The organism is Tenacibaculum sp. E3R01 (genome assembly GCF_003318185.1).
GTDB lineage: Bacteria > Bacteroidota > Bacteroidia > Flavobacteriales > Flavobacteriaceae > Polaribacter > Polaribacter halocynthiae.
Genome location: NZ_QOCC01000020.1, coordinates 328981 through 335218, shown reverse-complemented (window position 1 = coordinate 335218; position 6238 = coordinate 328981). Strand labels below are relative to the sequence as shown.

6 protein-coding genes are annotated in these 6238 nt (G+C 30.6%); all 6 read right to left on the bottom strand.

What is annotated here, in order from left to right; genetic code table 11:
* Window positions 1-15 precede the first annotated feature (15 nt).
* Window positions 16-2043, bottom strand: coding sequence for an NADPH-dependent 2,4-dienoyl-CoA reductase (locus DS884_RS10670; protein WP_093868755.1), 2028 nt, complete (start codon window positions 2041-2043; stop codon window positions 16-18).
* 128 nt (window positions 2044-2171) lie between these two features.
* Window positions 2172-2747, bottom strand: coding sequence for a phosphatase PAP2 family protein (locus DS884_RS10665; RefSeq protein ID WP_113786717.1), 576 nt, complete (start codon window positions 2745-2747; stop codon window positions 2172-2174).
* Window position 2748: 1 nt separating this feature from the next.
* Window positions 2749-3789, bottom strand: coding sequence for a peptidylprolyl isomerase (locus DS884_RS10660; RefSeq protein WP_093868757.1), 1041 nt, complete (start codon window positions 3787-3789; stop codon window positions 2749-2751).
* Between the two features lie 89 nt (window positions 3790-3878).
* Entirely contained in the window at window positions 3879-4610 is a 732-nt protein-coding gene (locus DS884_RS10655) for an FKBP-type peptidyl-prolyl cis-trans isomerase (protein WP_113786716.1), read from the bottom strand.
* 6 nt (window positions 4611-4616) lie between these two features.
* Window positions 4617-5144 (bottom strand): gliding motility-associated peptidyl-prolyl isomerase GldI, encoded by a 528-nt coding sequence (gene gldI, locus DS884_RS10650; RefSeq protein WP_093868759.1) that lies wholly within the window; start codon window positions 5142-5144, stop codon window positions 4617-4619.
* The gene (locus tag DS884_RS10645) at window positions 5134-6162 is read right to left on the bottom strand and encodes a DHH family phosphoesterase (protein ID WP_113786715.1); all 1029 of its coding nucleotides are present in this window, start codon (window positions 6160-6162) and stop codon (window positions 5134-5136) included. Before DS884_RS10645 ends, gldI begins: the two co-directional genes overlap by 11 nt.
* Window positions 6163-6238: the final 76 nt, after the last annotated feature.

Genomic DNA, 6238 nt, shown 5'->3' with positions numbered 1-6238 from the left:
TGCAGGATTTCTTTTTTATAATTTAGCAGCTAATCTGCTACCTTGATTTATAGCTCGTTTGGCATCTAACTCAGCAGCGACGTCAGCTCCTCCAATTAAATGAACATTTACTCCTTTTGCTTCTAAAGGCTCGAACAACTCTTTAAAAGGAACTTGACCAGCACAAATAATTACATGATCGACCTCTAATATCTTTTCTTCTTCATTTTGAGTATAATGTAATCCTTGATCATCTATTTTCGTATACTGAACTTCATTTATAAACTGTACATTCTTCTTTTTTAAATTAGCTCTATGAATCCAGCCAGTAGTTTTCCCTAGATTTTTTCCGAATTTACCTTTACTTCGTTTAAACATAAATATTTCCCTTGGTGAAGGATGAAACTCAGGCTTAACACCTTCAATACCACTTCGTGCTCCCATTGTTTTATCAACTCCCCACTCTTTTAACCAAGCATCTATATTTTGACTTGTGCTTTCACCTTCGTGAGTTAAATATTCAGAAACATCAAAACCAATACCTCCAGCTCCTATAACAGCAACTCTTTTACCTACTGTTTTTTTCAATTTTAAAACATCGATATAATTTAATACTTTTTCATGATCGACACCTTCTATTCTTGGTGTTCTTGGAGTAATACCTGTTGCTAAAATTACTTCATCAAAATTACCTTTTGCTAAATCTTCAGCTGAAACCCTTGTATTTAATTGAATGTTTACATTATGTATTTCAAGCTGTTTTTTAAAATATCTAATTGTTTCGTAAAACTCTTCTTTTCCTGGAATTTGTTTAGCGATATTAAACTGACCTCCTACTTCTTTATCGGCATCAAAAAGTGTTACTTCATGACCTCTTTGAGCTGCAACAGTAGACGCTGCTAAACCTGCAGGTCCAGCACCAACAACCGCTATACGTTTTTTATTATTTGTAGCAGTATAATTTAATTCTGTTTCATGACACGCTCTAGGATTTACTAAACAACTTGCTATTTTCTTTTCAAAAACATGATCTAAACAAGCCTGATTACAAGCTATACAGGTATTAATTTCATCATCTTTTTCTTCTTTAGCCTTATTCACCCATTCAGGATCAGCTAAAAACGGACGAGCCATAGAAATCATATCTGCATGCCCTTCTGCCAATACCTTTTCAGCTACATCTGGCATATTAATACGATTAGATGTTATTAAAGGAATAGAAAGCTCTTCTTTCATTTTTTGAGTAACCCATGTAAAAGCTGCTCTAGGCACTGAAGTTGCTATTGTAGGAATTCTTGATTCATGCCATCCAATTCCTGTATTTATGATTGTAGCTCCTGCCTTCTCAATTTCTTTTCCTAATTGAACTACTTCTTCCCATGAACTACCATTTTCTACTAAATCTAACATTGACAAGCGATAAATGATAATAAAATTCTCTCCTACTTCTTCTCTTATTTTACTTACCAATTCAACGGCCAAACGAATACGATTTTCATAAACACCTCCATAGGTATCCTCTCTCTTATTTGTTCTTTTTACTATAAATTGATTGATTAAATACCCTTCGGAACCCATAATTTCTACTCCATCGTAACCAGCTTCTTGAGATAATTTAGCACAATTAACAAAATCTTTCACTGTTCTTCGTATTCCAGATTGCTTTAAAGCAAATGGTTTAAAAGGATTAATTGGTGCTTTTATTTTCGAAGGAGCTACTGTAAATGGATGGTACCCATAACGACCAGAATGTAAAATTTGCATACAAATTTTCCCTCCTTCTTTATGTACAGCTTCAGTTATTACTTTATGTTCTTTAGCATGTTTTTTTGTACTCATTCTTGCTGAAAAAGGTGCTGTCCATCCTTGAATGTTTGGCGCTATTCCACCAGTAACTATCAATCCAACTCCTCCTTTAGCCCTTTCAGCATAGTAAGTCGCTATCTTTTCAATTCCATTCTTCTCTTCTTCTAAACCTGTATGCATCGACCCCATTAAAACTCTATTTTTCAAAGTTGTAAATCCTAAATCTAATGGCTCAAAAATATGTTTGTACTTAGTCATGATATAATTTTTTATTATTTTTACTATGCATGCATAATAAATGCAAGATACTAATATTTTAAATATCTTATAAATAAATAGAGCATTTTCAAATGAAAATGCTCTATTTATTCTAATTCTACTATTTACTAACTATATTTCTCCGTAAAAACAGCCTTAAACAATAGCTTGTATAACAGATAAAAAACAGTTCCAATAAGTGCACCTGTTATGTAACCTGACGTTACATCTACTGGATAATGAACCCCTAAATATATTCTACTATACCCAAAAATTACTGGAAATATAAATAACAAGTATATTAATTTAGTTCTGTTTCTAAGCAGGAACACTATAAATACAGTAAATGCTGAAGACAGTGATGCATGTCCAGACCAAAAACTATACCCTCCAGGCTTATATGAAAATGTTCTTAATAACTGTTGTAAGCTTTCAGTATTACAAGGTCTTAATCTCTCTGAATAGTTTTTAACTAAATTTGTAAACTGATCAGAAAAAGCAACTAATAAAACTAGGAATAAAAAAGTAAAAATCCCTTTTTTGAATCCTAGATATTTAAATATTAAAAATAAAATAAAAGCAAATAAAGGAGCCCAAGTAAATTGATTAGTTATTGTTAACCAAAAACCATCATATTGCTCACTTCCTAAATTATTTAAAAAGATTAACAGCTCTCTATCTTTTTGTAAAATACTCTCTACCAAACTATTTACCTACTTTTAAAACTTCAACTTCAAAAATCAAATCAGATTTCCCAATTATTGGCCCTAATCCATCTTCACCATATCCTAGATAATAAGGAATAAAAAACCTAGACTTATCACCTTCCCTCATCGTTTTAACACCTTCTTTCCACCCGGCAATTAAATCCATTTCATCTATTATAAAAGTAAATGGCCTGCCTTTATCTATACTCGAATCTATTTTTTTCCCATCTATTAAATAAAGTGTGTAATGAACTGTAGTTGGAATAGCAGGATTCACTTTCTTACCTTTACCTTTTTGTAATGATAATATTTTCAATCCAGACTCAGTAGAAATAGCTTTATCTATTCCCATTTTTTCTAGATACTTCTTTTTTAATTCTTCTAATATTCTTTTGCGTTCCTCTTCTTTTTGAGCTGCATTTGCTAATTCATTTTTGAATACTATTGGGGCATCAAATTTCTTTGCCTCTTTACCTACTCTAATAATTTCAATATGATTTATATAATCATTTTTCTGAATAGTATCAACAATAGACTGTCCTTTTTGCACCATTCCAAATATAGAATGCATTCCATCTAACCAAGGTGTAGCTTTGTGCGTAATAAAAAACTGACTTGAATTTGTATTTTTACCTGAGTTAGCCATAGATAAAACACCTGCTTTCTCATGTTTATAAATTAATTTTCCTTCGGCATCCATCGGAAACTCATCTCCAAATTTATACCCAGCATTACCACCACCAGTTCCTGTAATATCACCTCCTTGTATCATAAAATCTTTAATAACTCTATGAAATTTTGTTCCATCAAAATAAAGCTTTCCTTTTAATGAATCGGTTACTTTAGGATTGTCACCTTCTGCTAAAGACACAAAATTAGCAACTGTCATTGGAACTTCTTTATCATGAAGTTTAATTAATATATCACCTCTATTCGTCTGTATATCAGCATACAAACCGTTTTCTAAATCTGGATATTTTATTGTTTTACAAGCAGTTAATACAACTGTAATAATTAATAAATATTTTACTAATTTCATTTCTCTATTTTTAGTTTAGCTAAAGTACTAAAAAACAATTAGGCTAGTGAATTCACTAGCCTAATTGTTTTTAAATATGTTGTGATAAATTACTTAATTTCTAATAATTCTACTTCAAAAATTAATGCAGAAAATGGTTTTAATAATTTACCTCTTTGTTGTGGTCCGTAAGCCAATTCTTGTGGTATAAAGAATTTGTATTTAGCTCCTGGTTTCATTAACTGTAAACCTTCAGTCCAACCTTTAATTACTTGCCCTACTCCAAATTCAGATGGCTCTTTTCTTTCTACAGAACTATCAAAAACAGTACCGTCAATTAAAGTTCCGTGATAATGTACTTTAACTCTAGAGTTAGCCTTAGGAGTATCTCCATTACCTTCTTTTAAAACTACGTATTGTAATCCACTAGCAGTAGTAACTACTCCACTTTTAGTTTTATTATCAGCTATAAACTTTTCGTTTTCTTTTTTATACTCTCCAAATTCTTTTTCAGCTTTCTTAGTTTGCTCCTCCTGCATTTTTTTCATTCTCTCTTGCTGTTGCTTTTGGAAATAGTTACGTAAAACAACGTTTACATCTTTATTTTCCATTAACATATTAGTAGAATCCATTCCGTTTTTAAAACCTTGAATAAATAAATCATTATCCATGTCTTTAAAGTTAGCCCTTATCTTTGTTGCCATATCTAAACCAATAGCGTAACTTACTGAATCTACCTCAGATGTTAATGAACTTTTAGTTTTTGTTTGACCGCTGCCATTACTACAAGAAGCTATTGATAAGCCTATAATTGAAGCTGCTAAAATTTTAGTTAATTTCATTTTTATTTATTTGTTTTTAATGTCGATTAATGTTACTGTACTTTGTATAGGCTGATTTACACCTATTTTATTTCCATCACCAGTAATACCATAAGCTCTGTATGAAGGGATCACAAATGTAATGGTTTCTCCTATTTTCATCAACTTTATTCCATCTTGTAAAGCAGGAATAAAATCTTCTTTATCTATTTTGTATGTTCTTTGTTGTTTTTCGTATATAATATCACCAACCATACTCTTTACATTATACTCTATATCAACAAATTGCTCAAATTTAGGAGTATTACTTTGAAGCGTATCTTTTTTTACATAATAGTACCAATACCCTTTGGTACTTTCAATAAAATCATGAATTGTATCTTTAGATATCCATAACTCTATACGCTTTTTTTGCAGGTCGTTTATTTTTTTATTCTCTTTTAATACTTCTTTATAAAAGTTTTGTGTGCCATGCTTCTTAGGTCTTCTTGCTTTGGGTTCGTTACAAGAAAACAGTATAATTACTACTAAAAAAAATACACTTTTATACTTCATAAGATGTTTGTAATTCGTCAATATATTGAGGTAATAACGATTTAAATTTAGCAATCGTATCTTCCATATTTAATTCACTTTTTCCTCCTGACGCATTATCATGTCCTCCTCCATTAAAATAATTTCTTGCAAATTGATTTACAGAAAACTTTCCTTTAGACCTAAAAGATATTTTTATAATCCCCTGCTCTTCATCTTCTATAAAAATAACTCCAAATACAATTCCTTTTAATGATAAAGCATAATTTACAACACCTTCAGTATCTCCTTTCTCATAATTAAACTTCTTTTTTTCTTCTTGTGAAAGTGTTATAAAAGCTGTTTTATATTCTGGTAAAATTTCCAAATTACTCAACGATTGTCCTAATAACAACAATCTGCTATACGTGTTCGAATCATTAACATTGCTATGAATTTTATCATTTTCCGCTCCCTTATCTATTAAATCAGCAATAATTCTATGTGTTCTACTTGTTGTAGAACGAAAACGAAATGAGCCTGTATCTGTCATTATACCGGTATATAAACAGGTAGCAATGTGTTTATCTATCATATCCACATCTTCCATCATCTCAATAAAATTATATACCATTTGACAAGTTGAAGACATTGACGTATCAGAATACATATACGTAAAATCATCAGGCTGTTGATGATGATCAATTAATGCGAAATCGTTTTCATACTTTTCTAAAGTATTTTGCATGTCATTACCAACTCTATGCAATGCATTAAAATCTAATAAAAATATAATGGTAGATTTTTTTAATGCTTTTACACTTTGGTTATTCTGTCTGTCAAATCTATATACAGTTTCAGAGCCAGGAATCCAATGTAAAAAATCAGGATATTCATTAGGCATTAACACTTGTGCTTTATGCCCTTTTTTATCTAAATAATGTTTTAAACCTAATGTAGATCCAACTGCATCTCCATCAGGATTTCTATGCCCTATTATTACCACTTCTTGAGGCCGTGATAAGAATTCTTTTAATTCCTTAAATTGTTTCAAAATCATAAGTGGCGAAGATACAAATTAATGTTTTATTAATCTTTTTGTCCTTTTCTTTTTGTTTCTTTCAGAAAAAATTAAA

What these genes read in the sequence shown, in the direction of transcription:
- DS884_RS10670 (WP_093868755.1), bottom strand. Translation starts at nt 2,043, where the DNA reads ATGACTAAGTACAAACATATTTTTGAGCCATTAGATTTAGGATTTACA.
- DS884_RS10645 (WP_113786715.1), bottom strand. Translation starts at nt 6,162, where the DNA reads ATGATTTTGAAACAATTTAAGGAATTAAAAGAATTCTTATCACGGCCT.
- gldI (WP_093868759.1), bottom strand. Translation starts at nt 5,144, where the DNA reads ATGAAGTATAAAAGTGTATTTTTTTTAGTAGTAATTATACTGTTTTCT.
- DS884_RS10660 (WP_093868757.1), bottom strand. Translation starts at nt 3,789, where the DNA reads ATGAAATTAGTAAAATATTTATTAATTATTACAGTTGTATTAACTGCT.
- DS884_RS10655 (WP_113786716.1), bottom strand. Translation starts at nt 4,610, where the DNA reads ATGAAATTAACTAAAATTTTAGCAGCTTCAATTATAGGCTTATCAATA.